Consider the following 4035-nt stretch of genomic DNA (forward strand, 5'->3'; position numbering starts at 1 on the left):
CTAAATATTGTAAATTTAGACATAATTTATTATATGGGGTATTGTGAAATAATTATGAAAAGGGGGAAGAAATGAATAATTTTAATGAAAAATATGGTGAGAGGCAGATTATAAAAAGAGGTCAATGGGCAGATACTTATAGAGCTGTAAATTCTATAACACAGGATATAATTACTTTAAAAGTTATAGTTAATAATAGCAATAATAAAGAATATATAGATAATCTACGAAAAGAAGTAAGAATCCTAAAAGATATGGAAAATCCTAATTTAATTTGCATAAATACTGTGGGAAGCATCGTAGGGGAAGAAAACTCGTATCCTTATATAGAATGTGAAAATTTCCCTGGCATAAGTTTAAAAGAAAAATTACAAGCTGGAAAGCTTAGTGGAGTAGAAGCTATTAAAATACTTAAACAGGTTGCAGAAGGGCTAAAAGAGTTTCATTTCAAAAGTATTGTTTATGGAAAGTTAAGTTGTGACAATATATATATTGATGAAAATGGTACTGTAAAAATAGATACTCTAGCTTACTTAGAGGAAAAAATTTTAAATGAACCTTTAGAAGAAGAGTTCAATGAAGAAGAAGATATTTATTCTTTAGGAGTTATTTTATTTGAATTACTAACTAAAAATACTAATTTTAAACCAGGAAAATGTAAAAATGAAATTTATGACGAGGACTTATTATATATAATTGATAAATGCACTAATAAAAAATTTAGTATATATGAAGATTTAAATAAATTTGTAGCAGATGCCGATGCTTACTTAGAGTATATTAAGGAAGGTGCTGCTGTTGATACGCAAGAGGAAGTCCTAATTGAAGAAGATGATGAAGAATACGAAGTAGAAATTAAGAAAAATTCTTATAAAACTACACCATTACAACTAATAATAAGGTTAGGAGTTTGTCTTTTAGTATTCTTAATATTGGCAAAAACTATTAATGGTGGAAGTTTATTTAATAATAAAAAGAAAGAGGAAACTGCAAGTGCTAAACCACCTGTACAACCTGTTGTTACTAAGCTAGAAGAGGAAATACTAGAAGATGAAGAACCAGTAGATGAAGAAGCTACAGAAGTTAAACCAGCCTCAAATGACAAGGATAATTATAGTGAACCAATTTATAATAATACTGATGATAATTCCAATAACAATGATACATCGAATGATTACTATCCAAACAATGGGAATAGTAATAATAATAACAATAATAATAATAACAATAATAATAATAACAACAATAATAACGGAAATAATTCTGGTAATACTGGAAACAATAGTGGAGGACAATACCCAGGAGAAGATGATACAGATAATCCAGGTGGTGATACAAACAATCCAGGAGACGGTTCAGGGGAAGAAACTCCAACACCAGAGCCATTGCCAGATCCTAATCCAGAGCCAACACCAGATTCAGGAGACAGTGATATAGGACTAGAATCAGAAACTGAATAGATAAAAATAAAGTAAGGGTATTATGCTAATGATACTCTTACTTTATTTTGACTATAAAGTAGCTAATATAAATTAAATATTATATCGTTTCTGTAAAAATTAGGTTAAATTTTTCCCCGAATGATAAAAATATGTTAAAAAACAGTACATTTATATACTATTTAAATTCTAATGATATATAATCCAACTTAAACATAAAATTTTTCAATGTTTAAGGGGGTACTAACATGAAAGGTCAGAATAAGGATATCTTAGTAGTAGGATTTGCATTATTTGCTATGTTCTTTGGAGCAGGAAACTTAATATTTCCTCCCTATTTAGGAGTAGTATCAGGAAGTGACTGGTTAGTAGGTTTTACAGGTTTTGTTTTGGCAGATGTTGGATTAGCATTACTAGCCATATTAGCATCAGCTAAGTGCCAAGGTGATATCAACAAAGTCTTAATTAGAAGTGGTAAAACGTTATCATTCGTATTAGCGACAGCAATAATGATTTGCCTTGGTCCACTTTTAGCAATACCTAGAACAGGAGCAACAACATTTGAAATGGGGATGGAACCAATTTTTGCGGGTTTTAATCCTGTTATATTCTCCATATTATTTTTTGGATTGACATTAATACTTACAATAAAACCATCCAAAGTTGTAGATATTATAGGACAATATTTAACTCCAGCTTTATTAATTGCTTTAATATTTTTAATAATAATGGGTGTAATACATCCACTTGGAAATTTAAATGAACCAGCAGTTATAAATCAAGTTTTTGCAGAAGGTATATCTCAAGGATATCAAACAATGGATCCTCTTGGAGCCATAGCATTATCTGCAGTTGTTATAATATCACTTTCTCAAAAAGGATATAATGATGAATCTGAAAAAGTAAAATTAACATTAAAAGCAGGAATTGTGGCAGGTGTAGCATTATTCATAGTTTATGGAGGTCTTACATATTTAGGCTCATCTGTGGCACATCAATTCAAAGGTTTTAGTCCAAGTGAGATAAATCAAACATCACTAATAGTTAGTATAACAGAGCAGTTACTAGGTCAACCAGGAAAAGTAATACTTGCAATAATTGTAGGACTAGCATGTTTGACAACAGCCATAGGTCTTACTTCTGCAACAGCTCAATACTTTACTAAAATTTCTAAAGGAATGATAAAGTATGAAGCTGTAGTAATAGCTGTTTGTGTATTTAGCGCATTTGTATCTAATTTTGGAGTAAGTACTATAATATCATTTGCAGAACCAATATTATCAATTATTTATCCTGCTACTATAGTTCTAATAATAATGACTTTATTCGGACATAAAATTAAGAATGATAATTCATTCAAAGGGGCAACATATATGGCATTATTAGTGAGCATACTTACTGTTGTAGATGGAATGGGAATTAATATTTCGTTAATAGAAAAATTACCATTCTATGACTTAGGATTTAACTGGATTGTTCCAGCTATAATCGGGGCTTTATTAGGTAATTTTATACCTCAGAAGAATGAGCCAGAGTGTGATCTTCTAGATAGTGCACAGTAATAAATACTATACAATAAATTTAATAGCCTAAGAATAGGATTATATTCTCAGGCTATTTAGATAAATTTTTATTTAAACTCATAATCAGTAGAAGCAATTTTTAACATATCAGGGATAGTTAAATTAGTTTCCACATAAGGTTTTATCTTATTATAAAGCTCAAAATATTTGCTAAAACCTAAATCCTTTATATTTTTAACTAAAGAAAGAATGGCTTCCTTTTGTTTATTACTATCTTTGGAAACAGCACTAACATAAGCCATCGCTTGATATTCGTTTATATTTTGTTCACCAGGTGAAGTTATCAATTTCATTTCACCTTTGGAACTATCTTGGAACTCTGCATAAAATTTTGGGATTAGGTTATTAATAAGCTTCATATCTTCTGATTTTATATTAACATTAATATCACCTAAAACTGAAACAACATCCATTAATTCTGATGTATCCACTTGCAAAAACTTATCTAAATTCATATTTATATTCTTTTCAATATTATTTAGCAAATCTTCCATATTACTTCTGTCAAAGTAGCCTGTGTTTGTAACTGGCGTTAATTGAATATTTTTATTGGTAGTATCTACTGAAGCAACCACCATAGAGTCTGATTTATCATCTAAAAGTAGGATGTTTGTAGTATCTTTTGAAACTTTATCTTTAGATGAACTTATATTTGAGTTATTATTAGCAATATCCTCTTTTACCTCTGTGGAAGAAGGTAAGCTATTAGATTTTTTCTGTGAAAATAAATCTGCATAAGCTACAACTCCTATTATTACAAAAATTAAACTCGTTGATATAATGATAAATTTTATTTTTTTTAAAAGTTTTGACAAGGTAATTTCCTCCTCTTACAAATAGTTGTAATAGGATTATGGGAAAAAATCTCAAATTATATAACACTTTTTAGATATTTATTTGCTCAAAATCCTTGCCTAAAATTTCATGTCGCTCAGACAAAATTTATATATAGTTTTAGCTTAAAGAATTATCTCTATTTTTATCAATAACTAACACGAAAAATTAAGTTAATA

Annotated in this window: 3 protein-coding genes; 2 read left to right on the forward strand and 1 reads right to left on the reverse strand. The window is 29.0% G+C overall.

Annotated elements, in window-relative coordinates; genetic code table 11:
• Positions 1–71 precede the first annotated feature (71 nt).
• Both NSA58_RS17030 and brnQ read left to right on the forward strand, forming a co-directional pair.
• A complete protein-coding gene (locus tag NSA58_RS17030; protein WP_257560723.1) occupies positions 72–1460 on the forward strand; it encodes a protein kinase domain-containing protein in 1389 nt (462 codons plus the stop codon).
• Positions 1461–1687: 227 nt separating this feature from the next.
• Positions 1688–3001, forward strand: coding sequence for a branched-chain amino acid transport system II carrier protein (gene brnQ / locus NSA58_RS17035; RefSeq protein WP_039679095.1), 1314 nt, complete (start codon positions 1688–1690; stop codon positions 2999–3001).
• A 68-nt stretch (positions 3002–3069) separates the two neighbouring features.
• Here brnQ and NSA58_RS17040 read toward each other — a convergent pair whose 3' ends face one another.
• Entirely contained in the window at positions 3070–3837 is a 768-nt protein-coding gene (locus NSA58_RS17040) for an LCP family glycopolymer transferase (protein WP_257560724.1), read from the reverse strand.
• Positions 3838–4035: the final 198 nt, after the last annotated feature.

Source organism: Terrisporobacter muris (assembly GCF_024621905.1).
In the GTDB taxonomy this organism is placed as follows: domain Bacteria; phylum Bacillota; class Clostridia; order Peptostreptococcales; family Peptostreptococcaceae; genus Terrisporobacter; species Terrisporobacter muris.

Bases quoted from the DNA above. Each gene is read 5' to 3' on its own strand.
- brnQ (WP_039679095.1), top strand. From the start codon at position 1,688: ATGAAAGGTCAGAATAAGGATATCTTAGTAGTAGGATTTGCATTATTT.
- NSA58_RS17030 (WP_257560723.1), top strand. From the start codon at position 72: ATGAATAATTTTAATGAAAAATATGGTGAGAGGCAGATTATAAAAAGA.